Consider the following 26,094-nt stretch of genomic DNA (forward strand, 5'->3'; position numbering starts at 1 on the left):
TTTCCCTGAAGAGGGGAGGAGGCGAAAGCCAAGTACCCCACGGGGGCCAAGGCCGCGGTGGGGGGCTCGGCGGGCTTCCTCGGGCCGGGGCTACTCCTCGAGGGTGGACAGGTCCCCGGGGTCCTTGCCCAGCTCCTTGGCCTTGAGGAGCCGCCTCAGGATCTTGCCGGAGCGGGTCTTGGGGAGCTTGTCCAGGAAGACCACCTCCGAGGGGGTGGCGATGGGCCCCAGTTCCCGGCGCACGTGCTGGACGAGGTTATCCTTCAACTCCTCGGAAGGGGTGTGCCCCAGCCGCAGGACCACGAAGGCCTTGATGGCCTCCCCCTTCAGGGGGTCGGGGACGCCGATGACCGCGGCCTCGGCCACCGCCGGGTGGGAGACCAGGGCGCTTTCCACGTCGGCGGTGCCGATGCGGTGCCCGGCCACGTTCAAGACGTCGTCCGCCCGGCCCAGGACGCTGAAGTACCCCTCCTCGTCCTGGCTCGCCACGTCCCCGCTGGCGTAGACCCCGCCTGGGATCTCCCGCCAGTACTGGAGGTAGCGCTCGTGGTTCCCCCAGACGGTGCGCATCATGTGGGGGAAGGGCCGCTTGAGGACGAGGAGCCCGCCCTGCCCCGGGGGCACGGGCCTCCCCTCCTCGTCCACCACCGCCGCCTCCACCCCGGGGAGGGCCACCCCGGCGAAGCCGGGCTTGGCGGGGAGGACGAGGGGCGTCCCTATGGTGGGGCCGCCGAGCTCCGTCTGCCACCAGTTGTCGGCCACGAACCCCCGCCTGCCCCCGTCCACCAGGTGCTCGTAGGCCCACCTCATGGCCTCGGGGTTCAAGGGCTCCCCGGCCACGGCCAAAAGGCGCAAGGAGCTGAGGTCGTACTTCCCGGGCCACTCGGGGCCGTACCTCATGAACATGCGCACCGCCGTGGGGGCGGTGAACATCACGTTCACCCGGTACCGCTCCACCGCCTGCCAGAAGGCCCCGGGGTCGGGGTGGTCGGGGGCTCCTTCCCGAAGGACCGAGGTCACCCCTTCCAGGAGGGGGGCGTAGACGATGTAGGAGTGGCCCACGATCCAGCCGATGTCGCTCGTGGCCCAGAAGACGTCCTCGTCCTTCACGTCAAAGAAGGTGCGGAGGTGGTAGGTGGTGCCCACCATATACCCCCCGTGGACGTGGACCACGCCCTTAGGCTTCCCCGTGGAGCCCGAGGTGTAGAGGATGAAGAGGGGGTGCTCGGCGTCCACCATCTCCGCCCGGGCCTCCGGGGGGCTTTCCCAGAGGAGCTCGTGGAAGTCGTGGTGCCCCTCGGGAAGCTCCGCCTTGTAGGCCCGCTGGAACCAGACCACCTTGAGGGGGAGGTCGCGGATGGCCTCCTCGGCGATGCTCCTGAGGTCCACCCCCTTGCCCCGGCGGTAGCTCACGTCCCCGGCGATGAGGAGCTTGGCCCCGGCGTCCAGGATGCGCTCCCTCAGGGCCCCCACCCCAAGCCCGGCGTAGACCACGCTGTGGATGGCCCCGAGGTAGGCCGTGGCCAGCATGGCCATGACGCCCTCCAGGGTGAGGGGCATGTAGATCACCACCCGGTCCCCCTTTTCCACCCCGAGGCGCCTAAGCCCTGTGGCCAGGCGGCGCACCCGGTCCAAAAGCTCCCCGTAGGTGAGCTTCTCCTCCCGGCCGTCCTCGGCGAGGTAGAGGAGGGCCACCTTGTTCCTTAGGCCCCTTTCCACGTTCCGCTCCAGGGCGTTGTAGACGGCGTTGGTGGTGCCGCCCAGGAACCAGCGGTGCTCGGGGAGGTTCCACTCCAGGACCTTCTCAAAGGGCTTTTCCCAGTAGAAGCGCCGCGCCCAAGCGCCCCAAAAGCCCTCGGGGTCCTCGAGGCTTTTCCGGTACTCCGCCTCGAGGTCCCGAAGGTTGGCCCTCTCCCTCAGGCTTTCCGGCGCAAGGAGCCGCTCTTCCTCTTTAAGCAGTTTTTCCACCGCCATACTCCTCCTCCAGCCCCGAGAGGTCCCCGGGGTCCATGCCCAAGAGTTCAGCTTTAAGGAGCCGCCTCAGGATCTTGCCGCTACGGGTGCGGGGGAGGCCTTCGGCGAAGAAGACCCGGGGAGGGGGTAAGGGCCCCAGGTGGCGCAGGAGGTGGGCCTTGAGCTTCTCCGCCAGGAGGGGCTTGAGCTCTTCCGGCACCTCCTTCCGCAGGACCACGAAGACGGCCACCTCCTCCCCCTCCTCCCCCGGGACCCCGATGGCCGCGGCCTCGGCCACCTGGGGGTGGGTGAGGAGGGCGGCCTCCACCTCCGCGGTGCCCAGGCGGGCGTCCCCCACCTTGATGACCTCGTCGCCGCGGCCCAGGATGCGGAAGTACCCCTCTTCGTCCATGGCCGCCAGGTCCCCCGTCCAGTAAAGCCCTCCCCGCCAGGGGCTTTCCCCTCCCAGAAGGCCCACCATCTGGGCCGGTCCCGCCCGTAGGAGCACCAGGTGGCCCTTCTCCCCGGGGGGCAGGACGTTCCCCGCCCCGTCCACCACCCGGGCCTCCACCCCGGGGAGGGGCACCCCCACGTACCCGGGCTTGGCGGGGAGGGTGAGGGGGGTGGCCAGGGCGGGGGCCCCCAGCTCCGTCTGCCACCAGTTGTCCAGGGGCCAGGCCAGGTTCTCCCTGGTCCAGGTCCAGACCTCCGGGGCCAGGGCCTCCCCCACGCTCCCCACCAGGCGAAGCCCCGTGGGCCTCGCCTCCCCGTGGCGGCGAAGGGTGCGCAAGAAGGTGGGGGAGGTGAGGAGGAGGTCCACCCCGAGGCGCCTTAAGCGCTCGTAGAAGGCGGCGGGGCTCGGGTGGTCGGGGCGGTCCTCCAGGAGGAGGCTCGTGCCCCCCAGGAAAAGGGGGGCGTAGAGGCCGAAGGAGTGGCCCACCACCCAGAAGAGGTCCGCGGTGGTGTGGAACACCTCCCCCGGCTTCAGGTCAAAGAGGTGGCGGAGGGCCCAGGCCACCCCCACCATGTACCCCCCGTGGCCGTGGACCACCCCCTTGGGGGTGCCCGTGGAGCCCGAGGTGTAGAGGACGAAGAGGGGGTGGGAGGCGGGGACGGGAAGGGGCTCCTGGGGCTTTCCCTCCGTGGCCCTTTCCAGGAACTCCGTGGTGCCCCGGGCGTGCCAGAGGACGGGGAGGTCCAGGCCGAAGAGGGCGGACTCCACCACGGGGCGCAGGGGCACGAGCTGCCCCCGGCGGTAGTGGCCGTCGGCGGCGATGAGGAGGCGGGCTCCGCTCGTGAGGAGGCGCTGGCGCAGGGCCTCGGGCCCAAGGCCCACGGGCAGGGCCACGTGCACCGCCCCGATGCGGGCGAGGGCCAGAAGGCTTAGGGCGGCCTCGAGGCCCGTGGGCAGGTAGAGGGCCACCCGGTCCCCCGGGCCCACCCCCAGGCCCCGGAGCACCCCCGCCAGGCGGGCGGAGAGGTCGTGGAGCTCCCGGTAGGTCCACTTGCCCAGGTTCCCTTCCCCGTCCAGGGTGAGGAGGGCCACCTGCTGGGCCCTTTCCGGGAGGTGGCGGTCCAGGGCGTTCAGGGCGGCGTTGGTGCGCCCGCCCGGGAACCAGGCCCGGGCCTCCGGGTCGTAGACCCTGTCCCAGGGCTTCTCCCAGGCGAAGGTCCGGGCGAAGCCTCCCCAGAAGGCCTCGGGGTCCTCGAGGCTTTCCCGGTAGGCCCCCTGGAAGTCCCGCAAATTGGCCTCCCGGGCCAGGTCTGGCGGTGGGTCCACGGCCTGGATGGGGGCGGCCACCTCCACGGGCGGGGGAAGGGGAGGAGGGCTCGGGGGGGATAGGTGGGGGGAGACCTGGGCCACCTCGGCCAGGGCCCGGGCCAGGCGGCTGAAGGCGAAGGGGAAACGCCGCGCGGGCACCACCACCCCCAAAGCCCCCAAAAGCTCCCCCCGGGGGCCGAAGAGGGGGGCGGCCAAGGCGGAAAGCCCCGGGGCGTACTCCTCCATCTCCACCGCCAGGCCCGACTCCCGGACCCGCCTGAGCTCCTCCTCCAGGGCCAGGGGTTCGGTGAGGGTGTAGGGGGTGCGGGGGCGCAAGGGGGGAGGGTTCAGGGCCCCGAAGGCCAGGAGCACCTTCCCCAGGGCCAGGGCATGGGCCTCCTCCGGCAGGGTCTCCCCCAGGGGGTGGGGCTGGCCCTGCCGCCCTCGGGTCTTGAGCCGCACCCCTTCGGGGGTGAGGAGGGCCAGGTAGCACCGCTCCCGGGTGCGCAGGTAAAGCTCCTCCAGGGCCTCGTTCAGGTAGGGGTCCTTGGGCCCTTCCGCCGGGACCGGCTTGGCCGTGCCCAGGCGGTAGCCCCGCTCCGTCTTCACCGCGAAGCCCTCCTCGGCGAGGCTGTTGAGGAGGGCGTAGGCGGTGGAGAGGCTCTTCCCCAGGAGGCGGGCCACCTCCTTCACCTCCACCCCCTCGGGGTGCTCGGCCAGGTAGGCCAGGATGCGCAAGGCGGCCTGAACCGTGGAGAGGCTCCTCTTCCTGGCCATCTGCGCCCATCTTCTGTGGGGCGGGCGATCCCTGTCAAGAAAGGCGGGCTTTGGCGAATGGTGAAAAACCCCCCTTTTCTTGACCCCGCGGAAGGAGCCCGCCTATCCTCAAGGCCAAGGGAGGGGATGTATGGACCGGATTGAAGGCGTGCTCAAGGAAGAGCGGGTCTTCTACCCCAGCGAGGCCTTCCGGAAGCAGGCCCACATCGGGAGCGAGGAGGAGTACGAAAGGCTTTACCGGGAAAGCCTCGAGGACCCCGAAGGCTTCTGGGGGCGGGTGGCCTCGGAGCTCCACTGGTTTACCCCCTGGCAGAAGGTCCTGGAAGGGGACCTCCCCCACCCCAAATGGTTCGTGGGGGGGAAGACCAACCTGGCCTTTAACGCCCTGGACCGCCACGTGCAGACCTGGCGCCGCAACAAGGCGGCCCTCATCTGGGAGGGGGAGCCGGGGGAGGAGAGGGTCCTCACCTACCACGACCTCTGGCGCGAGGTGCAGAGGTTCGCCAACGTCCTGAAGCGCCTTGGGGTCAAGAAGGGGGACCGGGTCACCATCTACCTGCCCATGGTCCCCGAGGCGGCCATCGCCATGCTGGCCTGCACCCGCATCGGGGCCGTCCACTCCGTGGTCTTCGGCGGCTTTTCCGCCGGGGCGCTGGCGGACCGGATCAAGGACGCCGAGGCCAAGGTCCTCATCACCGCCGACGGGGGCTACCGCCGGGGGGGGATCGTCCCCCTCAAGCAAAACGCCGACGAGGCCCTAAAGGACGCCACGAGCGTGGAGCACGTGGTGGTGGTGCGGCGCACCGGGGAGGAGGTGCCCTGGACCCCGGGCCGGGACCACTGGTGGCACGAGCTCATGGAGGCCGCCTCCGACCGCTGCGAGGCCGAGCCCATGGAGGCGGAGGAGCCCCTCTTCATCCTCTACACCTCGGGCTCCACGGGGAAGCCCAAGGGGGTCTTGCACACCCTGGGCGGCTACATGACCTATGTGTACCTCACCACCAAGCTCGTCTTTGACCTCAAGGACGAGGACGTCTACTGGTGCACCGCCGACGTGGGCTGGATCACCGGGCACTCCTACGTGGTCTACGGGCCGCTTCTCAACGGGGCCACCACGGTGATGTACGAGGGGGCCCCCAACTGGCCCGAGCCCGACCGCTTCTGGCGGATTGTGGACAAGTACGGGGTTTCCATCCTCTACACCGCCCCCACCGCCATCCGGGCCTTCATGAAGTGGGGGGAGGGCTGGCCCTTGAAGCACCGCCTGGACACCCTCAGGCTTCTCGGCACCGTGGGGGAGCCCATCAACCCCGAGGCCTGGCTCTGGTACTACAACGTCATCGGCAAGGGCCGCTGCCCCATCGTGGACACCTGGTGGCAGACGGAGACCGGGGGCATCATGATCACCACCCTGCCCGGGGCCCACGCCATGAAGCCGGGGCACGCCGGGAAGCCCTTCTTCGGGGTGAAGCCCGAGATCCTGGACAGCGAGCACCGCCCCGTGGAGAACCCCGACGAAGGGGGGCACCTCTGCATCACCCGCCCCTGGCCCAGCATGCTCCGCACCGTCTGGGGCGACCCGGAGCGCTTCCTAAAGCAGTACTTCAGCCAGCACCCGGGGGTCTACTTCACCGGGGACGGGGCCCGGCGGGACAAGGACGGCTACTACCTGATCCTGGGCCGGGTGGACGACGTCTTGAACGTGGCGGGGCACCGCCTGGGCACCATGGAGATTGAGTCGGCCCTGGTCTCCCACCCCGCGGTGGCCGAGGCGGCGGTGGTGGGCCGTCCTGACCCCTTGAAGGGGGAGGCCATCGTGGCCTTCGTGACCCTTAAGGAGGGGTACCAGCCCTCGGACGCCCTTAGGGAGGAGCTCAAGGCCCACGTGGCCAAGGTCATCGGCCCTATCGCCCGCCCGGACGAGGTCCGCTTCACCGACGCCCTGCCCAAGACCCGCTCCGGCAAGATCATGCGCCGCCTCCTCCGGCAGATCGCCGCCGGGGAGAAGGAGATCAAGGGGGACACCTCCACCCTCGAGGACCGCTCCGTGGTGGAGCGGCTGAAGGAGGGGGCCTAGTACGGGCACCGCGCCCCGGCGGGGTGGCCTTCACCCCGCCGGGCTCTTGTGCACGTGCACCACCTTCCACCCCTCGGGGAAGCGCACCGCCACCCGGCTTTCGTTCACCGCCCGGTGGCGGAGGCCCGCCTCTTCCTCCACGGTGAGGAGGAGGGTGTAGCTGAAGATGGCCACGTCCCCATAGCGCTGGAGGCGCTTTTCCAGGAGGTCCAGGCGGTAGGGCCGGCCCCTCGTGGCCCAGTTCTTCTCCACCATGAAGCGGTGGAAGGGGAGGCCGTCCAGGCGGTGGGGGGTCACGAACCACTCGTAGAGGGAAAGCTCCTCGTGGGTGGTGGCCTCGTACGTGGCCCAGTCGCCCTCGTAGATGCTCCTCAGGTGCCTCTCCAAAAAGTTCCAGAGCTCGGCTTCGCCTTCCATGGCCCTCCTCACCGGGGGGGCTGGTACTCGCCCCACTCCTCCCTTAAGACCCCGCAGACCTCCCCCAGGGTGGCCCGGCGGCGGAAGGCCTCCAGGACGTAGGGGAAGAGGTTCTCCTGGCCCCTGGCCGCTTCCCTTAGCCTTTCCAGGCCAATGCGGACGCTCTCCCCGTCCCGCTTGGCCTTGAAGGCGGCGAGCTCCCGCTTGCGCCTTTCGTGAAGCTCGGGGTCAATCCGCTGCACGGGGACGGGCTCGTTCAGGGGGCTATTGGGGTCAAAGAAGCGGTTCACCCCTACGATCACCCTCTTGCCCTCCTCCACCTCCTTCTGGAACTGCCAGGCGGACTCCTCAATGGCCCTCTGGAAGTAGCCCGCCTCCACCGCGGCCACCGCGCCCCCCAGGGCGTCAATCTCCCGCAGGATCGCCTCCGCCTCCCGTTCCAGCTTGTCCGTGAGGTGCTCCACGTAGAAGCTTCCCCCCAAGGGGTCTATGGCCCGGGTGACCCCGCTCTCGTAGGCCAGGATCTGCTGGGTCCTTAGGGCGAGGAGGGCGCTTTTTTCCGTGGGCAGGCCCAGGGCCTCGTCGTAGGCGTTGGTGTGGAGGCTCTGCGTCCCCCCGAGGACCGCCGCCAGGGCCTGGTAGGCGGTGCGCACCACGTTGTTCAGGGGCTCCTGGGCCGTGAGGGTGGAGCCCCCGGTCTGGGTGTGGAAGCGGAGCATCCAGCTTTTCGGGTCCTTGGCCCCGAACTCCTCCCGCATGATCCTCGCCCAAAGGCGCCTTGCCGCCCGGAACTTGGCGGCCTCCTCAAAGATGTCCCCGTGGGCGGCGAAGAAGAAGGAAAGCCTGGGGGCGAAGCGGTCCACGTCCAGGCCCCGCTCCAAGGCGGCCCGCACGTAGGCCTTGGCGTCCGCCAGGGTGAAGGCGATCTCCTGGGCGGCGGTGGCCCCCGCCTCGCGGATGTGGTAGCCGGAGATGCTGATGGTGTTCCACCTGGGGACGCGCTCGGCGCAGAACGCAAAGATGTCGGTCACGAGGCGCATGGAAGGGCCGGGGGGGTAGATGTAGGTGCCCCGGGCGAAGTACTCCTTGAGGATGTCGTTCTGCACCGTGCCCGAGACCTTGTCCCAGGGCACCCCCTGGGCCTCGGCCACGAGGAGGTAGAGGGCGAGGAGCATCATGGCCGGGGCGTTGATGGTCATGCTGGTGGAGACCTGGTCCAGGGGGATGCCGTCAAAGAGCTTCTGCATGTCCTCGAGGGTGGCGATGGACACCCCCACCCGCCCCACCTCCCCCACGCTCATGGGGTGGTCGGGGTCCAGGCCGAGCTGGGTGGGGAGGTCAAAGGCCACGCTTAAGCCCGTCTGGCCCTGGGCGAGGAGGTATCGGTAGCGGGCGTTGGACTCCTCGGCGGTGGAGAAGCCCGCGTACTGGCGCATGGTCCAGAGCTTATCCAGGTACATCCGGGGGTAGATGCCCCGGGTGAAGGGGTACTCCCCGGGCCGGCCGAGCTTCTCCCGGTAGCCTTCCGGCAGGGACTCAAAGAGGCCTTCCATACCCTAGTTTTACAGGAAAAGCCGGAGGAGGAGAAGGAAGGCGAAAAGCACCCCCAGGAGGAGGAGAAGGGGCGGGAGGAGGAGGCTGTAAGCGGCGAGGACGAGGGCCAAGAAGTCCTTCCAGTCGGGTCTGGGCTCCTCCTTCACCCTTCCAGGATAGGCCCCTTGGCCTTCCCGGGGCAAGGCTTTCCCTCTTGCTAGCCTTTTTGATAGCATTGGCCCATGGCCCTCTCCAAAAGCGCCCGGAAGGTGCTCAAGGTCATGGCCCGCCGGGGGGCCCCGGAGGTCCTCTTCGCCCTGGGCCGGGGGCCTTCCCGCTTCTCCGACCTCCAGGCGGCCTTGCTCCTTTCCCCCCGCACCCTGGTGGAACGGCTCAGGGAGTTTCACGCCCTGGGCTTCGTGGAGCGGCGGGCCTTCCCCGAGGTGCCGCCTCGGGTAGAATACACCTTGACGGCGAAGGGGAAGCGCGTGTTGGAGTTCTTTCAGGATTTGGAGGAGATTCTGGAAACCCGGGAGGTAACGCGGTGAAGGCACGGGCCATCGTGGTGACTTCGGGCAAAGGAGGGGTGGGCAAGACCACCACCACCGCCAACCTGGGGGCGGCCTTGGCCAAACTCGGGGAGAAGGTGGCGGTGGTGGACGTGGACGTGGGCCTGCGCAACCTGGACGTGGTCATGGGCCTCGAGGGGCGGGTGGTCTTTGACCTCATTGACGTCCTGGAGGGCCGGGCCAAACCCCGCCAGGCCCTCATCCGGGACAAGCGGGTGGAGAACCTCTACCTCCTCCCCGCCTCCCAGACCAAGGACAAGGAGGCCTTGGACCCCGAGCGTTTCCGGGACCTCGTCCAACACCTCCTCGCCGAGGAGGGGTTTGACCGGGTGCTCATAGACTCCCCCGCCGGGATAGAGAAGGGCTTCCAGACGGCGGCCACCCCGGCGGAAGGGGCCTTGGTGGTGGTGAACCCCGAGGTCTCTAGCGTCCGCGACGCCGACCGGATCATCGGCCTTCTGGAAGCCCGGGAGATCCGGGAGAACTTCCTCGTCATCAACCGCCTGCGGCCCCGGATGGTGGCCCGGGGGGACATGCTCTCCGTGGAGGACGTGGTGGAGATCCTGGGCCTGAAGCCCATCGGCATCATCCCCGAGGACGAGGGGGTGCTCATCTCCACCAACCAGGGGGAGCCCTTGGTCTTAAAGGGGACGGGCCCGGCCGCCTTGGCCTTCATGGACACGGCGCGGCGCCTCCGGGGGGAGGAGGTGCCCTTCCGCGCCCTCGAGGACCCCCAGGGGCTTTTAGGGGTGCTGAGGAGGCTCTTCGGAGGTCGCTGATGTGGTGGCGCAGAAAGAGCAAGGAAAAGGCCAAGGAGCGCCTGAAGCTGGTGCTGGCCTACGACCGGGCCAAGCTTTCCCCCGGGCTCGTGGAAAACCTCAAGAAGGACCTCCTGGAGGTCTTGCGCCGCTACTTCCCCGCCCAGGAGGAGGGGCTTTCCGTGGCCCTGGAGGAGCGGGGGGAGAAGATGATCCTGGTGGCCGACATCCCCCTGAGGTGAGGTCCCGGTGACCCTGACCCGGCCCAACCCTTTGGCCTACGACTGGGGCCTCATCCTCTTGGCCCTGACCCTGGTGGTCCTCGGCCTCTTTAACCTGCGAAGCGCCGCCCCCGACCCCGGCCTCCTTCCCCGGCAGGGGGCGGCCTTCCTCCTGGGGCTGGCCCTGGCGGTGGGGGTGCAGTTCCTTTCCCGCCGCGCGGTCTTCGCCCTGGCCTACCCCCTCTACGGCCTCTCTTTGCTCCTTCTCGGGCTGGTCCTGGTGGTGGGCCGGGAGATCAACGGGGCCAAGGCCTGGTTCGTCCTGGGCCCCCTGCAGTTCCAGCCCCTGGAGGTGGCCAAGCTGGGGCTCGTCCTGGCCCTCGCCCGCCTCCTGGAACACCGCCCCATCCTCCGGGTTTGGGACTACTTCCTTCCCGGCCTCCTCACCCTGCCCGTGGTGGCCCTGCTCCTGCTCCAGCCCGACCTTGGGGGCACCCTGGTGGTGCTCTTCGGGGCCTTCGCGGTCCTATGGGTGCGGGGGTTGCCGGGGAAGCACCTCTTGGTGGGGGCGCTGGCCTTGGCCCTTTTGGTGCCCACGGTGATCTGGCCCAACCTCAAGCCCTACCAGCGGGAGCGGGTCCTCATCGTGCTGGACCCCTACCGGGACCCCTTGGGCCAGGGGTTTCAGGTGATCCAGTCCACCATCGCCATCGGCTCCGGGGGGCTTTTCGGCAAGGGCTACGGCCAGGGGACCCAGACCCAGCTGGGCTTTGTGCCCTTCCGCCACACGGACTTCGTCTTCGCCGTCTGGGCGGAGGAGTGGGGGTTCGTGGGGGCGGTGGCCCTCCTCGGCCTCTACGCCCTCCTCCTCCTGCGCCTTTTCTCCTTGGCCCTGGAGTGCCCCCGCATGGCGGACCGCCTCTTCCTTGCCGGGGTAGGGGGGATGCTGGGCTTCCAGGTGGTGGTGAACCTGGGGGTGGCCCTGGGGGTGATGCCCGTGACCGGCCTCACCCTGCCCCTTTTCTCCTACGGGGGGTCCAGTCTGGTGGCCACCCTCCTCTCCCTGGGGCTCGTGCTCCTGGTGCACCGGGACCGCCTGGCGCCCTAGGCTGCTAAACTGGGCCCCGTGGCCGGGGACGTGCTGGTGCGCCTTTCGGGAGTGCGCAAGGCCTTCGGCGGGGTGCTGGCCTTGGACGGGGTGGACCTCGAGGTCCATAGGGGCGAGTTCTTCAGCCTCCTTGGGCCCTCGGGCTGCGGCAAGACCACGTTGCTCCGCCTCCTGGCGGGGTTTGACACCCCCGATGCGGGCCGCATAGAGATCGCCGGGCGGGACATGGCCGGGGTCCCCCCCTACGAGCGCCCGGTGAACACCGTCTTCCAGAACTACGCCCTCTTCCCCCACATGACCGTGGAGGCCAATGTGGCTTTCGGCCTCCGCATGAAAGGCCTTCCCCAGGAGGCCATCCGGGAGAAGGTGGCCTGGGCGTTGGAGCTCGTGGACCTCCTGGGCCTGGAGAAGCGCTACCCCCGGGAGCTTTCCGGGGGGCAGAAGCAGCGGGTGGCCCTGGCCCGGGCTTTGGTCCTGGAGCCCCAGGTCCTCCTCCTGGACGAGCCCCTCTCCGCCCTGGACGCGAGGCTCCGCCAGGACCTCAGGGTGGAGCTCATGCAGCTCCAGAGGCGGCTTGGCACCACCTTCATCTTCGTCACCCACGACCAGGAGGAGGCCTTGGTCATGTCCGACCGCATCGCCGTGATGCGCTCGGGCCGCATTGAGCAGGTGGGGCTTCCCGACGAGGTCTACGAGCGCCCCAAGACCCGCTTCGTGGCGGCCTTTCTCGGCCGCTCCAACTTCCTCCCCGCAAGGCCCCACCCCTTGGGGGCCGAGACCCCTTTGGGGCCTTTGCGCCTCAGGGCCCCTTTGGCACGGGAGGCCCTTTTGGCGATCCGCCCGGAGAAGATCCGCCTCTACCCCCTGGGGAACGGGCTTCCCGCCCGGGAAAACCTGGTGCGGGCGGTGGTGGAGGAGATCGTCTACACGGGGGCGGAGAACCAGTACTACCTTCGCTCTGGGGAGGTGCGGCTTCTGGCCTACACCCTGAACCAGGACCTGCAGGAGCCGGGGGCCGAGGAGTTCGGGTACGGGGAAGAGGTCCTCTGCTACCTTCCCCCGGAGAACCTGGTGGTGCTCCATGAATGAGGCGGCTACCCCCCTGCAGCGCCTCTTCCGGGTTCTGGTCACCGTGGGCCCGGGGGCGCTTTGGCTCTTCCTCTTCGTCCTCTTGCCCACGCTCCTCGTACTCCTGGCCTCCTTCATGAGCCGGGGGCCTTACGGGGAGCTCCAGGGGCCCCTCACCCTGAAGAACTACCTGCGGCTCCTGGAGCCCCCTTACCTCGAGGCCTTCGCCCAAAGCCTCTGGGTGGGGTCCCTGGCCACCCTCCTCTCCGCCCTCCTGGGCTACCCCTTGGCCTTTTACATCGCCCGCCACCCCCGGCGGGACCTCCTCCTCTTCCTGCTCCTCCTCCCCTTCCTCACCAACTTCCTCATCCGGGTCTACGCCTGGCTCGTCCTCTTGCAGAAGGAGGGCCTGGTGAACGCCTTCCTGCAGGCCTTTGGCCTCGGGCCCCTAAGCCTCTACCCCTCTTTCCTCGCGGTGCTCCTGGCCACGGTCTACACCTTCTTGCCCTTCTTCGTCCTCCCCGTCTACGCCAGCGTGGAGCGGATTGACTGGCAGCTTCTGGAGGCGGCCTACGACCTTGGGGCGAGGCCCTTTAGGGCCTTTCTCCACGCCGTCCTTCCCCAGACCTACCCCGGGCTTTTCGCGGGGGGCGTCCTCGTCTTCATCCCCGCCATGGGCACCTTCGTGGTGGCGGACCTCCTGGGGGCGGGGCGGGTGGTCCTCATCGGCAACCTCATCCAGCAGCAGTTCGGCGTCAGTCGGGACTGGGCCTTCGGGGCGGCTTTGAGCGTGTTCCTGATGGGGTTTGTTCTTCTCAGCCTTTACCTCTACGCCCGCCTCCAGGGGGAAAGGGGGCTTGAGGACCTGGTATGAGGCGGCTCCTCTCCCTCCACGCCTTGTTGGTCTACCTCTTCCTCTACCTGCCCATCCTGGTCATCGTGGCCCTCTCCTTCAACGAGAGCCGCCGGGGGGTGCGCTTCACCGGCTTCACCCTGGACTGGTACCGGGCCCTCTTCCAGGACCCACGGGTGCTGGAATACTTCCTGAACACCCTGACCGTGGCCTTTGTTTCCACCCTGGTCTCCACGGTCCTCGGCACCCTCCTCGCCCTGGGGCTCGTGCGCTACCGCTTCCCCGGCAAGGGGTTTTTGCGCTACCTCCTCTACGTCCCCGTGGTGGTGCCCGACGTGGTCATGGGGGTTTCCCTCCTCCTCCTCTTCGCCTTTTCCCGCGAGCTTTTGGGCTTTCCCCGGCTTTCCCTCCTCACGGTGATCCTGGGGCACATCACCTTCCAGGTGGCCTTCGTGACCCTGGTGGTGCGCTCGAGGCTCCTCCTCCTGGACCCCGCCCTGGAGGAGGCCGCCCGGGACCTGGGGGCGAGGGGGCTCCAGACCTTCCTCCACGTGACCCTTCCCCTGGCCTGGCCGGGGGTGGCGGCGGGGGCGCTCCTCGCCCTCACCCTCTCCCTGGACGACTTCGTGGTCACCTTCTTCACCGCGGGGCCTGGGGCCACCACCCTGCCCCTTTACATCTACTCCAGCGTGAAGCTCGGGGTGAGCCCCAAGGTCCACGCCCTCTCCACCCTGGTGGTGGGGCTTAGCGCCTTCTTCCTGGCTTTGGGGTATGCTCTCAGCCGGAGGAGGGTATGAGGCGGATCGGATGGCTCTTGGTCCTGGTGGCGGCGGCCTTCCTCGGGTGGCTTTGGCTTCGGCCCAAGGCGCCCGCGGGGGCGGGCACCCTCTACTTCCTCAACTGGGCCGACTACATCCCCGAGGAGCTCCTAAGGAAGTTTGAGCGGGAGACGGGGGCCAAGGTGGTCCTGGACACCTTTGAGTCCCCCGAGGCCATGCTGGCCAAGCTCAAGGCGGGGGCGGACCAGGAGTTCTCCCTGGTGGTGGCCCCGGACTACTACGTCCTCCAGATGGCCCGGGAGGGCCTCATCGCCCCCCTGGACAAGGGGAGGCTGAAGAACCTGGCCAACCTGGACCCCTTCTTCCTAGACCCCCCCTATGACCCGGGCCTCCGCTATTCCGTGCCCTACCTCTGGGGCACCACGGGGATCGCCTACCGGGAGGACCTGGTGAAGGGCCCCGTGGACTCCTACGCCGTCTTCTTTGACCCTAAGGCCCAGGTGGGGCCCTTCCTCCTCCTGGACGAGATGCGGGAGACCATCGGGGCGGCCTTGAAGTACCTGGGCTACTCCGTGAACACCACCGACCCCGAGGCCCTGGAGAAGGCCAAGGAGCTCCTCATCGCCGCCAAGAGGCGCTCCGTGGGCTTCGCCGGGGGGGTGGAGGCCCTGAACCGCATCCTGGCGGGGGACGCCGCCTTGGCCCTCGCCTACTCGGGAGACGTCCTCCAGGCCCGGGGAGAGGACGAGCGCCTCCGCTACGCCCTGGCCAAGGAGGGGGGGACGCTTTGGACGGACGCCATGGTGGTGCTGAAGCGGGGCCCGGCGCAAGCGCTCGCCTACCGCTTCATGGACTTCCTCCTGGAGCCGGAAAACGCCGCGGCCTTAGCGGAGTACACCCACTACGCCACCCCCGTGGCCAAGGCCATCCCCCTCCTGCCCGAGGCGATGCGGAACGACCCCGTGGTCTTCCCGCCGGAGGAGGTGCGCTCTAAGCTTGAGTACCTCAAGGACCTGGGCCCGGACATCGCCCTCTTTGACCGGGTCTGGACCGAGGTGAAGGCCCGCTAAAGGAAGGCCTGGCCTTCAGGCCCTATACTTGGGGCATGAAGCGGGCCTTCCTCCTTCTCTTCCTGGCCCTTTCCGCTCTGGCCCAGGGGGTGGAGGGCCTTTGGGCCAGGGCCTGCGCCCAGTGCCACGGGGAGAAGGCCCAGGGGGTGAGGCCCTACCCTGGCCTCCAGGGGGTGGCCCCCCTCTTCGCCACCCCGGAGGGCCGGCGCTACCTGGTCCTGGTGGTCCTCTACGGCAAGAAGGGGGAGGCGGGCCTGATGCCGGGCTTCGCCCAGCTCAAGGACGAGGAGCTCGCCGCCCTCCTGAACCACCTCATGGCCCTCCTCAAGGCCAAGGGGGAGGCTTTTAAACCGGAGGACGTGAAGAAGGAACGGGGCCAGAACCTGGCCCCAGACCGGATCCAAAGGCCCTAGAGGGGGTCTTCCAGCACCGCCCCCTCGTCCGCCTGGCGCACCAGGGCGGCGTAGCGGGCGAAGAGGCCGTGGGTGAAGGCGGGGGGGCGGGGCCGCCAGCGGGCCTTCCGCCTTTCCAGCTCCTCCTCGGGGAGGAGGACCTCGAGGCGGCGGCCTTCCACGTCAATCCGGATGGGGTCGCCCTCTTCCAGGAGGGCGATGGGCCCGCCCACGAAGGCCTCGGGGGCGACGTGGCCCACCATGAGGCCCCGGGTGCCCCCGGAGAAGCGGCCGTCGGTGAGGAGGGCCACCTCCGGCCCCAGACCCTCCCCCACGAGGGCGCTCGTCACCGAGAGCATCTCGGGCATCCCCGGCGCCCCCTTGGGGCCCACGTAGCGGATGACCACCACGTCCCCGGGGCGGATCTCCCCCTTTAGGACCTTCTCCATGGCCGCCTCCTCGGAGTCAAAGACCCGGGCCGGGCCCTCAAAGTAGGTGCGCTCCGTCCCCGCCAGCTTGAGGACGGCCCCCTTGGGGGCGAGGTTCCCCTTGAGCACCACGAGCCCCCCGTGGGGCTTGAGGGCCTTCTCCACGGGGAAGACCACCTTCTGCCCCTCCGCCTCCCGGTAGGCCCTTTCCACCTCCTCCGCCAGGGTGCGGCCCGTGAGGGTCTTCTCCTCTCCGTAAAGAAGCCCCGCCTCCAAAAGCCGCTTGAAGACGAGGGCCGTGCCCCCGGCTTCGTAGAGCTCCCAGGCGGTGTAGGTGCCCCAGGGGCGGAGGTCGGCGATCACCGGGGTCTTGCGGGAGATCTGGTCAAAGTCGTCCAGGCTGAGCTCCACCCCCGCCTCCTTGGCCAGGGCGAGGAGGTGGAGGACGGCGTTGGTGCTCCCCCCCGTGGCGGCCACGGCGGCGATGGCGTTGAGGAAGCCCTTCCGGGTGAGGAAGTCCTTGGGCTTCCAGTCCTTTTCTATGGCCCAGGCGAGGATTTTCCCCGCCTCCTTGGTGGCCCGCTCCTTCTCGGGGTGGACGGCGGGGATGGCGTTGTAGCCCAAGGGGGAGAGGCCCAAGGCCTCGAGGGCCATGGCCATGGTGTTGGCGGTGTACTGCCCGCCGCAGGCCCCGGGGCCGGGGATGGCCCGGCGCTCAATCTCCAAAAGCTCCTCCTCGGAGATCTTCCCCGCGGCCCTCTGCCCCACCGCCTCAAAGACCTCCACGATGGTGAGCTTCCGGCCCCGCCACTCCCCGGGGGCGATGGTCCCCCCGTAGAGGACCATGCCGGGGATGCCGCTACGGATCACCCCCATGGCAGTCCCCGGGATGGTCTTGTCGCAGGCGGAAAGCCCCACCATGCCGTCGTAGAGGTAGCCCTGGGCGATGAGCTCCACGCTGTCGGCGATGACCTCGCGGCTTACGAGGCTCGCCCGCATTCCGGGGGTGCCCATGCTGATCCCGTCGGAGATGGCGGGGGCCCCGAACTCAAAGGGGAAAAGCCCCGCCTCCTTGAGCCCGGCCTTGAGGTAAAGGGCGAGGCTTCGCAGGTGGAAGTTGCAGGGCATCCCGTCGGTGAAGGTGTTCACCACCCCCACGAAGGGCCTTCCGAAGTCCTCGTCCCCCACCCCCACCGCCCGGAGCATGGCGCGGGCGGGAGCCTGCTTGAGTCCCTTCTTGATCTGGTCCGACCTCATGCGTCCCTCCAGGTGGCGATCTTTCCGTGGAAGGCCCTGGCCTTGGGGAGAAGCCGCACCAGGGCCTTGGCGGCCTCCTCCGGGGTGAGGAGGAGGCCTTCCTCTTTGTAACCTCTAAACACCCGGTGAAGGACGGGAGCGGCGCTTCCCTGGGCCTCCCGGGCCTGGCGCTGCATCTCCGTCTCCACCACCCCGGGGCGGTAGACGAAGCAGGTGACCTCCGGGGCCTCGGCGGCGAGCTGCCTTGCCAGGTGCTCCTCCGCCGCCTTGGCCACGGCGTAGGCCCCGATGCCGGGGAGGTTGCTCTCCGCCGCCCCCGAGCCCAGGTACACGGCGAGGCCCTCCCCTTTGCGCCTGAGGACGGGGTAGGCGAAGCGGGCGAGCTGGTAGCCGGCGAGGAGGTTGGCCTCGAGGACCTCCAGGAATAGCTCCTCCGCGAGCTCAAAGAGGAGGGGCCCCGGGTGGAGGACCCCGGCGTTGTGGATGTAGCCCGCGAAGTTTCCCAAGGCCTCGGCCCTTTCCACCAGGGCCTGGGCCACCTCGGCCTCCCCCGCGCTTCCCGCCACGTGGGCCACCTTGGCCCCCAGGGCCTGGGCCTCCTCGGCCACGGCCTTCAAGGGGACCTCCTTGCGGGCGTTGAGCACCAGGTCAAAGCCCGCCTTGGCGAGCTCCAGGGCGAGGGCCTTCCCGATGCCCCGGCTCGCCCCGGTGAGGATCAGGGTCTTTCTCATAGAAGCTCCTCCGCGGGGACCTCCACGCCCCCGAAGGCAAGCCTGGCCCCGGGGCCCAGGGCCTCCACCTCCCGGTAGCCCCCGCCTTCCGGCTTCCGGTGGAGGAGGACCCGCTTCCCCTCGAGGTCCACCACCCAGACCTCGGGGATGCCGGCTTGGGCGTAGAGGGGGAGCTTCACCTTGAGGTCGTGGTCCAGGCTGGTCTCGGCCACCTCCACCACCAGGAGGGCGTCCTTGGCCTCGGGCAGGCGGTCGCGGTACCGGGTCCTCGGGGGCCGGAGAAGGGCGAGGTCGGGGTAGACCTCGGTGTCCGGGAAAAGCGCCAGGGGATTTTGCACCGAGAGCACGGCCCTATCCCGCAGGGGGCTTAAAAGGTCTACGAGGGTATTCACAACGTACGCGTGCCGCTTGCCCACGGGGCTCAACTCCACCACCTCCCCCCGGATGAGCTCCACCCGGTCGTCCTCCCCCAGGATCCCCGCCTCGGCCATGCGGTGGAAGTCCTCGGCGCTGAAGCGGTGCCGGATCATACTCCCATGTTAGGCCAGGTGGCGGAGGACCGTGGCCGTGAAGGCCTCCGTGCCCGCGCTTCCCCCGAGGTCGGGGGGCGGGGTCTCCAGGAGGGCCTTGGCCACGGCGTCTTCCACCTTCCGCGCCAGCTCCACCAGGCCGAAGGCGTGCTCCAGCATCATGGCCGCGGAGAGGATGGCGGCCGTGGGGTTGGCGAGGCCCTTGCCGGCGATGTCGGGGGCGGAGCCGTGCACGGGCTCAAAGACCGGGGTGCCCCTTCCCAAGGAGGCGGAGGGGAGGAGGCCTAAAGAGCCTGGGAGGACGCTCGCCAGGTCCGAGAGGATGTCCCCGAAGATGTTCCCCGTGACCACCACGTCAAAGCGGGCGGGGGAGCGGACCAGGTGCATGGCCATGGCGTCCACGTACTGGTGCTCCAGGGCGACGTCGGGGTAGCCCCGCCCCACCTCCTCCACGGTCTTGCGCCAGAACTCCCCCACCTCGAGGACGTTCGCCTTGTCCACGCTCACCACGTGCTTCCTGCGCTTCCTCGCCGCCTCAAAGGCCACCTTGGCCACCCGCTCCACCTCGGGCTTGCTGTAGCGCTCCGTGTTCCAGGCCTCCGCCTCCGACATCCCCCGGGGCTCGCCGAAATAAATCCCCCCGGTGAGCTCCCGGACGATGAGGACGTCCACCCCCCGGGCCACCTCCTCCTTCAGGGGGGAAAGCCTTTCCAGCCCGGGGAAGACCTTGGCCGGGCGGAGGTTGGCGAAGAGGTCCTGGCTTTTTCTTAAGGCCAGAAGCCCCGTCTCCGGGCGGACCTTCCGGGGAAGCCCATCCCACTTGGGCCCGCCCACGCTTCCCAGAAGCACGGCCTCCGCCTCCTCCACGCCCTTTCGCGTGGGCTCGGGGAAGGGCTCGCCGAAGGCGTCTATGGCCGCCCCGCCGAAGGGGAAGACCTCGTAGGCGAGGCCCAGGCCCTCGGCCTCGTCCAGGGCCCTCAGGACCTTCAGGGCGGCCTCGGTGACCTCGGGGCCGATGCCGTCCCCGGGAAGCACCGCCACCTTCATTCCGTCCTCCTGGGGTAGGGGAGCTTGCGGTCAAACTGGTCCAGAAGCTCCCCAGCCTCCAAAAGCTCCCCGATGGGGTCCCAGAGGCCTTCCACCAGGGCCTCCCGGGCTTCTTCCCGGATGAAGAGGGGGGCGGTGCGGTCCCCGAAGCGCACCTCTTGGTTCACCAGGTCAACCTCCACCTCCAGCTCGGGGTTCTCCTCCACCATTCGGAAGAGGACGCCCAGGTCCTCGGGGGAAAGGCTCACGCAGGGGAGGCCGATGGCGGTGGCGTTGCCGAAGAAGATCTCGGCGAAGCTCTCCCCGATGATGGCCTTAAACCCCGCCCGCTTGATGGCCTGGGGGGCGTGCTCCCGGCTAGAGCCGGAGCCGAAGCCCGACTCCACCAGGAGGATCGTGGCCCCCCGGTAACGGGGGTCGTTTAAGGGATGGGGCTTGGGGTTCCCCTTCTCGTCAAAGCGCTCGTCGTAGAAGAGGTACTGGCCTAACCCCTCAAAGGTGAGGGCCTTCATGAAGCGGGCCGGGATGATCCGGTCCGTGTCAATGTCCTCGCCCCTTAAGGGCACCGCCCTGCCGCGGATCACGGTGAACTTCTCCAGCATGACCTACCTCCTTAACGGGCGCCGACGCCAAAGACCTCCCGGGCGTCGGCGATCTCCCCGGCCACGGCCGCCGCCGCCACCATGAGGGGGCTCATGAGGACGGTGCGGCCCCTGGGGCTTCCCATGCGCCCCTTGTAGTTGCGGTTGGAGCTGCTGGCGCAAAGCTCGTCCCCTTCCAGCCGGTCCGGGTTCATGGCGAGGCACATGGAGCAGCCGGGCATCCGCCACTCAAACCCCGCCTCGCGGAAGACCTCGGCGATCCCCTCTTCCTCGGCCTTCCTCGCCACCCACTCCGAGCCCGGCACCACCAGGGCCCGCACCCCCTTCTTCACCTTATGCCCCTTGAGGTAGCGGGCGACCTCCCGGAGGTCGGAAAGCCTCGCGTTGGTGCAGCTTCCGATGAAGGCCACCTGGACGGGCACCCCCTTGATGGGCTGGCCCGGGCTGAAGCCCATGTAGGCCAACGCCTCCTCGGCCACGGGGCGCTCCTCCTCCGGCAACTCCTCCAGGAGGGGGATCCTGCCGTCAATGGGGATGGCCTGGCCCGGGGTGATGCCCCAGGTGACGGTGGGGGCGATCTCCTCGGCGCGGAAGGTGACCACGTCGTCGTAGGAGGCGTCGGGGTCGGAGCGCCAAGCGAGCCACCTCCTCTTGGCCTCCTCCCACTCGGACCCCTTGGGGACGTAGGGGCGGCCCTCCAGGTACTGGAAGGTGGTCTCGTCGGGGTTCACGTAGCCGATGCGGGCCCCGCCCTCAATGGACATGTTGCAGAGGGTCATGCGGCTTTCCATGTCCATGGCCTCCACGGCGCTTCCCCCGTATTCGTAGGCGTAGCCCAGGCCCCCCTTCACCCCCAGGTGGCGGATGATGTGGAGGATCACGTCCTTGGCGTAGACCCCGGGGGCGAGCCTCCCCTCCACGTTGATCCGCCGCACCTTGAGCTTCTGGGCGGCGAGGGTCTGGGTGGCGAGGACGTCCCGGACCTGGCTCGTGCCGATGCCGAAGGCCACGGCCCCGAAGGCCCCGTGGGTGGAGGTGTGGGAGTCCCCGCAGGCGATGGTCATCCCGGGCTGGGTGAGGCCGAGCTGGGGCCCGATGACGTGGACGATGCCTTGGTTCCCGCTTCCCAGGTCAAAGAAGGTGATGCCGTGCTCCTTGGTGTTCGCCCTCAGGGCCTCCAGCATGCTCTGGGCCAGAGGGTCCTGGAAGGGCTCGGTGCGGTCGTGGGTGGGGACGATGTGGTCCACGGTGGCGAAGGTGCGGTGGGGGTAGCGTACCCGAAGGCCCAGGTCCTTGAGCATCCCGAAGGCCTGGGGGCTCGTGACCTCGTGGAGGAGGTGGAGGTCTATGAAGAGCTGGCTCTGGCCGCTTCGGAGCTTCCTGACCTCGTGGGCTTCCCAGACCTTCTCGTAAAGCGTCTTTCCCATGGGCTCCCTCCCTACGAAAATCCCCCGGGGTTTGTGGCCCGGGGGGTAGGCGGCGAAGCCTTTCCCTAAACCGGGCCCGCCCGGTTTAGGCGTAGAAGGGCGCTCCGCCGCATTGGCCCTTAGCCTAAGGGAAGCGCTCCCTTTGGTCAAGGCCCCTATACTGCTAGCGTGCTGGGCCTTTACCACGCGGCCCGGACCCTGGGGTGGAGGCCCGCCCTTTTGGAGTCCCTGGGTCCTAGGGCGCCCTTCTCCCGGCTTTCCCTTCTGGGCCTTCGGCCCAGGCACCGCCTCGAGGTCTGGGAAGGCAGGCTCTACCTGGACGGCAGGCGGGTGGGGGAGGCTTTGGAGGTCTTCTTCTACCTGGAAAGGGGCCTAAACAAGGGGTTTTTCCCCGCCTGGATCGGGTTTTTCGCCTACGAGTTCGCCCGCCACCTGGGCCTTCCCACCCACAAACCCCTCCCCGGCCTCCCCGAGGCCTTCTTCCTCTACTACCCGGAAGGCTTCGCCCTCCTCGAGGGGAGGCTCGTGGAGGCCCCTTCCTTTCCCTTGCGGCCCCTTCCCTACGCCCCCCCGCCCCTTCCCCGCCACCCCCTGGTCTCGGACTTCCCCCGGGAGGCCTTCCTGCGCGGGGTGGAGGAGGTGCGGGAGAGGATCCGGGCTGGGGTGGTCTACCAGGTGAACCTCTCCCACCGCTTCCGCCTCTTGGGCCCCGTGGACCCCCTCCTCCTCTACGCCAGGCTTCGCGCCCTGAACCCTTCCCCCTTCATGGGGCTTTTGGAGGGGGAGGGGTGGGCCGTGGTCTCGGGGAGCCCGGAAAGGCTCTTTAAGAAGGTGGGCCCCAGGGTCTTGGCCCGGCCCATCGCGGGCACGCGGCCTAGGGGGAGGACGGAGGCGGAGGACCTGGCCTTGGAGGGAGAACTCCTTGCCTCTCCCAAGGAGCGGGCGGAGCACGTGATGCTCCTGGACCTCCTCCGGAACGACCTCGCCCGGGTGGCCCGCCCGGGCACGGTGCGGGTGCGGGAGCTTTTCACCGTGGAGCGCTACGCCCACGTGATGCACCTCGTCTCCGAGGTGGAGGGCTTCACCGGCGCCTCCCTGGGGGAGGTCTTCGCCGCCCTCTTCCCCGGGGGGACGATCACCGGGGCCCCCAAGGGGACGGTGATGGAGGCCATAAGGGAGCTGGAGCCCGTGCCTCGGGGGGCCTACACCGGGAGCCTGGGGTATGTCTCGGGGCGGGGGGCGGACTTCAACCTCCTCATCCGCTCCTTCCAGAGGGTGGGGGAGGAGGTCCTCTTCTCCGCGGGGGCGGGCGTCGTCATCGCCTCGGAGGCGGAGCGGGAGTACGAGGAGACCCTCCACAAGGCGCAAAGCCTCCTCCTGGCCCTGGAGAGGGGAAGGCCGGGGCAGAGGCCCCTTCCCCCCAAGCCCACCTCGGCCTGGAGCCCGCCTCCCCCGCCCCGGCGCCTTGGGGCCCGGGTCCTCTTCCTGGAGAACCGGGACTCCTTCAGCCACAACCTGGTGGACTACCTGCGGGCCCTGGGGGCCGAGGTCGCGGTGGTGGACCAGGAGGAGGAGCCGGACCTCAAGGGCTTCACCCACCTCCTGGTGGGCCCCGGGCCCAAGGACCCCTTCACCGCGGGGCGCGTCCTGGAGTGGACGGAGAAGGCCCTGGCGGCGGGGCTTCCCCTCCTCGGGGTCTGCCTGGGCCACCAGGCCTTGGGGGTGGCCCTGGGGGCGGAGCTTTACCGGGAGGCCCCCGTGCACGGGGAGGCCCACGCCGTCTTCCACACCGGGGAGGGCCTCTTTAGGGGTATCCCGACCCCCGCCCCCTTCGCCCGGTACCACTCCCTGGCCTTAAGGCGCCTTCCCCCGGGGCTTAGGCTCCTCGCCTGGACGGAAGACGGCGTGCCCATGGCCATCTGGGACGGGAGGCGGGCCTATGGGGTCCAGTTCCACCCCGAAAGCCTGCTTTCCCCTTACGGCATGCTCCTTCTCGCCCGGTTCCTGGAGGTGGGATGAGGCTTTTAAACGGCACGCCCCTCGCCCTAGACCTCCCCGAGGCCTTCCTCTACCACGGGGCGAGCGTCTTCACCACGCTTCGGGCGGAAAGGGGGGAACCCCTTTGGCTGGAGGAGCACCTTGACCGCCTGCGCCGCCACGCCCTGGCCCTGGGGCTCCCCTACCCGGGGGATGAGGCCTTCCTCGAGGACCTCGAGGCCCTTCTCCAGGCCTTTCCCAAGGCGCCCTGCCTCCGCCTCCGCCTCACCGTGGGGGAGGGGGTGTGGCTCTCCGAGGCGAGGCCCTACGCCCCCCTGCTCCCATCCCTCTACCGGGAGGGGGTGCGGGTCCACCTCACGGGCTACCGGGTCCACCCCGACCTCGCCCGCTACAAGACGGGGAACTACCTCCCCTACCGCCTGGCCCTGGAGGAGGCCCGGAGGGAGGGGGCCTTTGAGGGGCTCCTCCTGGACGCCTCCGGCCACGTGGTGGACGGGAGCCGCACGAGCCCCCTCCTCTTCCGGGAGGGGACGCTTTTCCTCCTGGAGGGGGGCCTCGAGGGGATCACCCGGGAGAAGGTGGCCGAGGCCGCCCGGGGCTTGGGCCTCCGGGTGGAGCGGGTTCGCCTGGGCCCGGAAGGGCTTCGGGGCCACCTCCTCCTCGCGGGAAGCGGGGTGGGCCTCCTCCCCGTGGGGCCGCCCCCTGGGGAGCTCCTTCCCCTCATGGAGCGCTTCCTTCCCACCTGCTATACTGAATAGCGGTACCGCCAGCCCAAGGCCTTTGGGCTGGTGTCCCCTTTTACGCGGGAGGAACCATGAAGAAGCCCGTCTACCTGACCCCGGAAGGCTACCGGCGCCTTCAGGAGGAACTTCACCACCTCAAGACCACCAAGCGGCAGGAGATCTCCGCCGACTTTGAGCAGGCCCTGGAGGAGGGGGACCTCAGGGAGAACGCGGGCTACGACGAGGCCCGCCGGGCCATGTGGCAGAACGAGGCCCGCATCGCCCAGCTTGAGGACCTCCTCGCCCGGGCGGTCATCGTGGAGGGGAACGGCTCCTACGACCAGGTGGCCCTGGGCTGCCAGGTGGAGCTGGAGACCGAGACCGGGGAGAGGCTTTCCCTCGCCATCGTGGGGAGCCACGAGGCGGACATCTTCAGCGGCAAGATCTCCGACGAGTCCCCCCTGGGCCAGGCCCTCCTGGGCAAGAAGGTGGGGGACGTGGTGGAGATCCGGGGCAAGAAGGGGGCCCAGGTCTACACCATCCTGGAGATCAAATCCCTATAGCCTCCGCCGAGCGCAAAGGCCCTAAGGCCTCCTCGGCGTGGACCTTGAGGGCCTGCAAAAGCCTTTCCAAAGGGGCTTCTTCCAGGTAAGGCAGGGCCTCGCTCCCGGGGAGGTGGAGGATGGCCCTCAAGGCCTCCACCCCTTTCTCCCCCAGGTAGACCCCTTCCTCTCCCAGGCGGCCTTCCCTGAGGCGGAGGCCGGGCCCCAGGAGGTTGGGGGCGATGCCCCCGGCCTTCACCACCCGCCAGCCCGCCCAGACCAGGGGGAGGAGGGGGTTCTCGTGCTTGGCGATCCCCCGGAGGCCGGAGACGAAGACCGGGTAGACCCTGGGGGCGGCCTCGGGGGAGGCCAGGCGGTAGGCGAGCTCGGCGAGGAAGGCGGCGAGGAGGAAGCGGCGGGGCGCCTCGAGGCCGTGGAGCCTGCCCAAAAGCTCCGCCTGGGTCAGGGTGGGGAGGCCTTCCCCCTTGTCGTAGAGCTGGAAGCGTACGTGGTGGAAGAGGGAGAGCCTCCCCGTACGCCCCGTGGGCCTTTGCCCCTTCCGGACCACCGCCTCGAGGCTCCCCCTGGGCGTCACCAGGCGGAGGAGGAGGTCCCCCTGGGGCAGGGGTTTCCGGCCCACCACGATGCCCTCTTCCAGCCGGTAGCGCTCCACCTTTCTAGTATGCTGAAAGCATGGAGCGGACGCTACGCGACCTTTTGGAGTGGGTGGTCCTGGGCCTTCTGGTGGTGGTGGGGGTTCTCCTCGCCCTTTGGGTGGGGGGCTGGGTCTTCACCTTCTTGGGCAAGGTGCTCCTAAGCCTCTCCGGGCTCATCGCCACCCTGCTCAAGTACGCCATCCCTGTGCTCCTCATCGCCGCCGTGGGCTATGGGGTCTTCTACCTCTTGCAGAGGCGCCAGGCCTAAACCCTTGACAGGGCTCGGCTAAGCCCTATATCCTCCCCTCACCCCAAAGGAGGGGAGAGGTATAGACCGGAGGTTTCTCTTTAAGCTGGGGGCGGCCTTGGGCGCGGGGGCTTTCCTGCGGGCCCAGGCGAACGAACGGGTGGAGTACAAGGAGTTCAAGAAGGAAACCCCCATCGCCGTGGTCTACCACCTGGACTTCGGGGACCCGAACCGCTTCGGTCAGATGCTCACCAACATCGGCAACCACCTTTCCGTCTACGATAACCCAAGTTGCTACCCAGCCATCTTCTGGGTCAGGAGACTGATGTTATGGGCCAGGACGAAGGTGAGAACTTTGATGACGAAACCCTCCTGGGTCACGGCGTGGATGCGCCTGGGGAAGAGGTGATGGAGCATGCTCCCCACCGTCTCCACCACCCTCCGCCCCACGATGGCCAGGTACTGCATCCAAGGGAGATACCGCCGGCTGTTCCTCCTGCGGATGACCATGGGAACAACCTCCTGGGCCTCCCGGAGGAGGTCCTCGTACAGATGGCTCTCGTACCCCCG

Annotated in this window: 26 protein-coding genes and 1 pseudogene; 14 read left to right on the forward strand and 13 right to left on the reverse strand. The window is 68.9% G+C overall.

All coding sequences use genetic code 11. The features are described 5' to 3' along the window. Positions 1-90: 90 nt before the first annotated feature. Both BLP62_RS03280 and BLP62_RS03285 read right to left on the reverse strand, forming a co-directional pair. On the reverse strand, positions 91-1,974 hold the full coding sequence (locus tag BLP62_RS03280) for an acetate--CoA ligase (protein WP_093005826.1): 1,884 nt from the start codon (positions 1,972-1,974) through the stop codon (positions 91-93). After that, on the reverse strand, positions 1,952-4,492 hold the full coding sequence (locus BLP62_RS03285) for an AMP-binding protein (RefSeq protein ID WP_093005828.1): 2,541 nt from the start codon (positions 4,490-4,492) through the stop codon (positions 1,952-1,954). The genes BLP62_RS03280 and BLP62_RS03285 overlap by 23 nt, the downstream gene beginning before the upstream one ends. Positions 4,493-4,622: 130 nt before the next feature. Here BLP62_RS03285 and acs point away from each other — a divergent pair, with 130 nt between their 5' ends. Next, a complete protein-coding gene (gene acs / locus BLP62_RS03290; RefSeq protein WP_093005830.1) occupies positions 4,623-6,569 on the forward strand; it encodes an acetate--CoA ligase in 1,947 nt (648 codons plus the stop codon). Between the two features lie 30 nt (positions 6,570-6,599). On the opposite strand, the gene BLP62_RS03295 is transcribed toward acs, so the two are convergent. The 3 genes from BLP62_RS03295 to BLP62_RS03305 are packed head-to-tail and all read right to left on the reverse strand — an operon-like array spanning position 6,600 to position 8,686. After that, the gene (locus tag BLP62_RS03295) at positions 6,600-6,986 is read right to left on the reverse strand and encodes a calcium/calmodulin-dependent protein kinase type II (RefSeq protein WP_093005888.1); all 387 of its coding nucleotides are present in this window, start codon (positions 6,984-6,986) and stop codon (positions 6,600-6,602) included. Positions 6,987-6,994: 8 nt separating this feature from the next. Then, entirely contained in the window at positions 6,995-8,539 is a 1,545-nt protein-coding gene (locus tag BLP62_RS03300) for an acyl-CoA mutase large subunit family protein (protein ID WP_093005832.1), read from the reverse strand. 9 nt (positions 8,540-8,548) lie between these two features. Continuing rightward, the gene (locus tag BLP62_RS03305) at positions 8,549-8,686 is read right to left on the reverse strand and encodes a hypothetical protein (protein ID WP_093005890.1); all 138 of its coding nucleotides are present in this window, start codon (positions 8,684-8,686) and stop codon (positions 8,549-8,551) included. A gap of 75 nt (positions 8,687-8,761) precedes the next feature. Here BLP62_RS03305 and BLP62_RS03310 point away from each other — a divergent pair, with 75 nt between their 5' ends. Genes BLP62_RS03310 through BLP62_RS03350 form a run of 9 tightly spaced genes read left to right on the forward strand, consistent with a single transcriptional unit; the run spans position 8,762 to position 15,358 of the window. Further along, complete coding sequence (locus BLP62_RS03310; RefSeq protein WP_093005834.1) at positions 8,762-9,067, forward strand: winged helix-turn-helix transcriptional regulator; 306 nt, start codon at positions 8,762-8,764, stop codon at positions 9,065-9,067. Continuing rightward, entirely contained in the window at positions 9,064-9,867 is an 804-nt protein-coding gene (gene minD / locus BLP62_RS03315; protein WP_093005836.1) for a septum site-determining protein MinD, read from the forward strand. Before BLP62_RS03310 ends, minD begins: the two co-directional genes overlap by 4 nt. Beyond that, complete coding sequence (minE, locus tag BLP62_RS03320; RefSeq protein ID WP_093005838.1) at positions 9,867-10,088, forward strand: cell division topological specificity factor MinE; 222 nt, start codon at positions 9,867-9,869, stop codon at positions 10,086-10,088. The genes minD and minE overlap by 1 nt, the downstream gene beginning before the upstream one ends. Positions 10,089-10,095: 7 nt before the next feature. Beyond that, positions 10,096-11,175, forward strand: coding sequence for a rod shape-determining protein RodA (gene rodA, locus BLP62_RS03325; protein ID WP_093005840.1), 1,080 nt, complete (start codon positions 10,096-10,098; stop codon positions 11,173-11,175). 18 nt (positions 11,176-11,193) lie between these two features. Beyond that, the gene (locus tag BLP62_RS03330) at positions 11,194-12,264 is read left to right on the forward strand and encodes an ABC transporter ATP-binding protein (protein WP_093005842.1); all 1,071 of its coding nucleotides are present in this window, start codon (positions 11,194-11,196) and stop codon (positions 12,262-12,264) included. After that, the gene (locus BLP62_RS03335; protein ID WP_093005844.1) at positions 12,257-13,117 is read left to right on the forward strand and encodes an ABC transporter permease; all 861 of its coding nucleotides are present in this window, start codon (positions 12,257-12,259) and stop codon (positions 13,115-13,117) included. The genes BLP62_RS03330 and BLP62_RS03335 overlap by 8 nt, the downstream gene beginning before the upstream one ends. Further along, positions 13,114-13,893 (forward strand): ABC transporter permease, encoded by a 780-nt coding sequence (locus tag BLP62_RS03340; RefSeq protein ID WP_093005846.1) that lies wholly within the window; start codon positions 13,114-13,116, stop codon positions 13,891-13,893. The genes BLP62_RS03335 and BLP62_RS03340 overlap by 4 nt, the downstream gene beginning before the upstream one ends. After that, positions 13,890-14,945 (forward strand): polyamine ABC transporter substrate-binding protein, encoded by a 1,056-nt coding sequence (locus tag BLP62_RS03345; RefSeq protein ID WP_093005848.1) that lies wholly within the window; start codon positions 13,890-13,892, stop codon positions 14,943-14,945. Before BLP62_RS03340 ends, BLP62_RS03345 begins: the two co-directional genes overlap by 4 nt. Positions 14,946-14,980: 35 nt before the next feature. Next, positions 14,981-15,358: a c-type cytochrome gene (locus BLP62_RS03350; RefSeq protein WP_093005850.1), complete on the forward strand. Its 378-nt coding sequence runs from the start codon at positions 14,981-14,983 to the stop codon at positions 15,356-15,358. Here BLP62_RS03350 and ilvD read toward each other — a convergent pair. Genes ilvD through leuC form a run of 6 tightly spaced genes read right to left on the reverse strand, consistent with a single transcriptional unit; the run spans position 15,355 to position 21,359 of the window. Further along, positions 15,355-17,022 (reverse strand): dihydroxy-acid dehydratase, encoded by a 1,668-nt coding sequence (gene ilvD, locus BLP62_RS03355; protein WP_093005852.1) that lies wholly within the window; start codon positions 17,020-17,022, stop codon positions 15,355-15,357. The two genes, BLP62_RS03350 and ilvD, sit on opposite strands and share 4 nt — an antisense overlap. Continuing rightward, positions 17,019-17,753, reverse strand: coding sequence for an SDR family NAD(P)-dependent oxidoreductase (locus BLP62_RS03360; RefSeq protein WP_093005854.1), 735 nt, complete (start codon positions 17,751-17,753; stop codon positions 17,019-17,021). Before BLP62_RS03360 ends, ilvD begins: the two co-directional genes overlap by 4 nt. After that, on the reverse strand, positions 17,750-18,283 hold the full coding sequence (locus BLP62_RS03365) for a Uma2 family endonuclease (RefSeq protein WP_093005856.1): 534 nt from the start codon (positions 18,281-18,283) through the stop codon (positions 17,750-17,752). Before BLP62_RS03365 ends, BLP62_RS03360 begins: the two co-directional genes overlap by 4 nt. A 9-nt stretch (positions 18,284-18,292) precedes the next feature. Then, entirely contained in the window at positions 18,293-19,330 is a 1,038-nt protein-coding gene (leuB, locus tag BLP62_RS03370; protein ID WP_093005858.1) for a 3-isopropylmalate dehydrogenase, read from the reverse strand. After that, positions 19,327-19,932, reverse strand: coding sequence for a 3-isopropylmalate dehydratase small subunit (gene leuD / locus BLP62_RS03375; protein ID WP_093005860.1), 606 nt, complete (start codon positions 19,930-19,932; stop codon positions 19,327-19,329). The genes leuB and leuD overlap by 4 nt, the downstream gene beginning before the upstream one ends. 11 nt (positions 19,933-19,943) lie before the next feature. Next, positions 19,944-21,359, reverse strand: coding sequence for a 3-isopropylmalate dehydratase large subunit (leuC, locus tag BLP62_RS03380; RefSeq protein ID WP_093005862.1), 1,416 nt, complete (start codon positions 21,357-21,359; stop codon positions 19,944-19,946). 168 nt (positions 21,360-21,527) lie between these two features. Between leuC and BLP62_RS03385 the strand changes: the two genes are divergently transcribed. The 3 genes from BLP62_RS03385 to greA are packed head-to-tail and all read left to right on the forward strand — an operon-like array spanning position 21,528 to position 24,642. Beyond that, complete coding sequence (locus tag BLP62_RS03385; RefSeq protein WP_093005864.1) at positions 21,528-23,378, forward strand: chorismate-binding protein; 1,851 nt, start codon at positions 21,528-21,530, stop codon at positions 23,376-23,378. Continuing rightward, entirely contained in the window at positions 23,375-24,115 is a 741-nt protein-coding gene (locus BLP62_RS03390; RefSeq protein ID WP_093005866.1) for an aminotransferase class IV, read from the forward strand. The genes BLP62_RS03385 and BLP62_RS03390 overlap by 4 nt, the downstream gene beginning before the upstream one ends. A gap of 56 nt (positions 24,116-24,171) precedes the next feature. After that, positions 24,172-24,642, forward strand: coding sequence for a transcription elongation factor GreA (gene greA, locus BLP62_RS03395; RefSeq protein WP_093005868.1), 471 nt, complete (start codon positions 24,172-24,174; stop codon positions 24,640-24,642). Here greA and recO read toward each other — a convergent pair. Then, positions 24,629-25,294, reverse strand: a complete 666-nt coding sequence (recO, locus tag BLP62_RS03400) for a DNA repair protein RecO (RefSeq protein WP_093005870.1) — start codon at positions 25,292-25,294, stop codon at positions 24,629-24,631. The two genes, greA and recO, sit on opposite strands and share 14 nt — an antisense overlap. A 20-nt stretch (positions 25,295-25,314) precedes the next feature. On the opposite strand from recO, the gene BLP62_RS03405 reads away from it, so the two are divergent. Continuing rightward, positions 25,315-25,545: a hypothetical protein gene (locus BLP62_RS03405; RefSeq protein ID WP_093005872.1), complete on the forward strand. Its 231-nt coding sequence runs from the start codon at positions 25,315-25,317 to the stop codon at positions 25,543-25,545. 273 nt (positions 25,546-25,818) lie between these two features. On the opposite strand, the pseudogene BLP62_RS03415 reads toward BLP62_RS03405, so the two are convergent. Beyond that, positions 25,819-26,094 (reverse strand): annotated as a pseudogene (locus BLP62_RS03415) (IS982 family transposase); the annotation flags it as partial.

This window comes from Thermus arciformis, from assembly GCF_900102145.1.
Classification (GTDB): Bacteria; Deinococcota; Deinococci; order Deinococcales; family Thermaceae; genus Thermus; species Thermus arciformis.

Coding starts and splice junctions, on each gene's coding strand:
- BLP62_RS03280 (WP_093005826.1), bottom strand. CDS start 1,974: ATGGCGGTGGAAAAACTGCTTAAAGAGGAAGAGCGGCTCCTTGCGCCG.
- BLP62_RS03285 (WP_093005828.1), bottom strand. CDS start 4,492: ATGGCCAGGAAGAGGAGCCTCTCCACGGTTCAGGCCGCCTTGCGCATC.
- acs (WP_093005830.1), top strand. CDS start 4,623: ATGGACCGGATTGAAGGCGTGCTCAAGGAAGAGCGGGTCTTCTACCCC.
- BLP62_RS03295 (WP_093005888.1), bottom strand. CDS start 6,986: ATGGAAGGCGAAGCCGAGCTCTGGAACTTTTTGGAGAGGCACCTGAGG.
- BLP62_RS03300 (WP_093005832.1), bottom strand. CDS start 8,539: ATGGAAGGCCTCTTTGAGTCCCTGCCGGAAGGCTACCGGGAGAAGCTC.
- BLP62_RS03310 (WP_093005834.1), top strand. CDS start 8,762: ATGGCCCTCTCCAAAAGCGCCCGGAAGGTGCTCAAGGTCATGGCCCGC.
- minE (WP_093005838.1), top strand. CDS start 9,867: ATGTGGTGGCGCAGAAAGAGCAAGGAAAAGGCCAAGGAGCGCCTGAAG.
- BLP62_RS03335 (WP_093005844.1), top strand. CDS start 12,257: ATGAATGAGGCGGCTACCCCCCTGCAGCGCCTCTTCCGGGTTCTGGTC.
- BLP62_RS03340 (WP_093005846.1), top strand. CDS start 13,114: ATGAGGCGGCTCCTCTCCCTCCACGCCTTGTTGGTCTACCTCTTCCTC.
- BLP62_RS03345 (WP_093005848.1), top strand. CDS start 13,890: ATGAGGCGGATCGGATGGCTCTTGGTCCTGGTGGCGGCGGCCTTCCTC.
- BLP62_RS03350 (WP_093005850.1), top strand. CDS start 14,981: ATGAAGCGGGCCTTCCTCCTTCTCTTCCTGGCCCTTTCCGCTCTGGCC.
- ilvD (WP_093005852.1), bottom strand. CDS start 17,022: ATGAGGTCGGACCAGATCAAGAAGGGACTCAAGCAGGCTCCCGCCCGC.
- BLP62_RS03360 (WP_093005854.1), bottom strand. CDS start 17,753: ATGAGAAAGACCCTGATCCTCACCGGGGCGAGCCGGGGCATCGGGAAG.
- BLP62_RS03365 (WP_093005856.1), bottom strand. CDS start 18,283: ATGATCCGGCACCGCTTCAGCGCCGAGGACTTCCACCGCATGGCCGAG.
- leuB (WP_093005858.1), bottom strand. CDS start 19,330: ATGAAGGTGGCGGTGCTTCCCGGGGACGGCATCGGCCCCGAGGTCACC.
- leuD (WP_093005860.1), bottom strand. CDS start 19,932: ATGCTGGAGAAGTTCACCGTGATCCGCGGCAGGGCGGTGCCCTTAAGG.
- leuC (WP_093005862.1), bottom strand. CDS start 21,359: ATGGGAAAGACGCTTTACGAGAAGGTCTGGGAAGCCCACGAGGTCAGG.
- BLP62_RS03390 (WP_093005866.1), top strand. CDS start 23,375: ATGAGGCTTTTAAACGGCACGCCCCTCGCCCTAGACCTCCCCGAGGCC.
- greA (WP_093005868.1), top strand. CDS start 24,172: ATGAAGAAGCCCGTCTACCTGACCCCGGAAGGCTACCGGCGCCTTCAG.
- BLP62_RS03405 (WP_093005872.1), top strand. CDS start 25,315: ATGGAGCGGACGCTACGCGACCTTTTGGAGTGGGTGGTCCTGGGCCTT.